The 297-nt window shown below is 35.7% G+C and carries 1 pseudogene; it reads right to left on the bottom strand.

What is annotated here, in order from left to right:
- A pseudogene (locus tag E4T71_RS10880) lies at positions 1 to 152 on the bottom strand (IS3 family transposase); the annotation flags it as partial.
- Positions 153 to 297 lie beyond the last annotated feature (145 nt).

The following is a 297-nucleotide window of genomic DNA, read 5'->3' as shown; positions in this document are numbered from 1 at the left end:
GCTTTGTTGGAATAAATATTGTTCACACACATCAAACGAGCTACAGTCCGTCGGTAGATTGGTTTTTCTCCAGCTTCTAGCTTATTGTTCAACATAAGTGTCATTTTAACTGAACCAAATAAACTATTATTGCTTTTAGAAATTTCTAGAATCCTATCAAGGATAGTTTAGTCTCTCAGTTCACGTTGACTGGGCTTGTGCTTTAGCCATTTATAGTAAGCAGCACGACTAATATGAGCCAACCGACACATCCAATTAATAGCCCAGCCTTTTTCTTCATGATAATTTTTAATTAAC

This window comes from Streptococcus sp. WM07 (assembly GCF_004570525.1).
Taxonomy (GTDB): domain Bacteria; phylum Bacillota; class Bacilli; order Lactobacillales; family Streptococcaceae; genus Streptococcus.
Note: the sequence above shows the minus strand (reverse complement) of the source record. Positions and strands in the feature narration are given on the sequence as shown.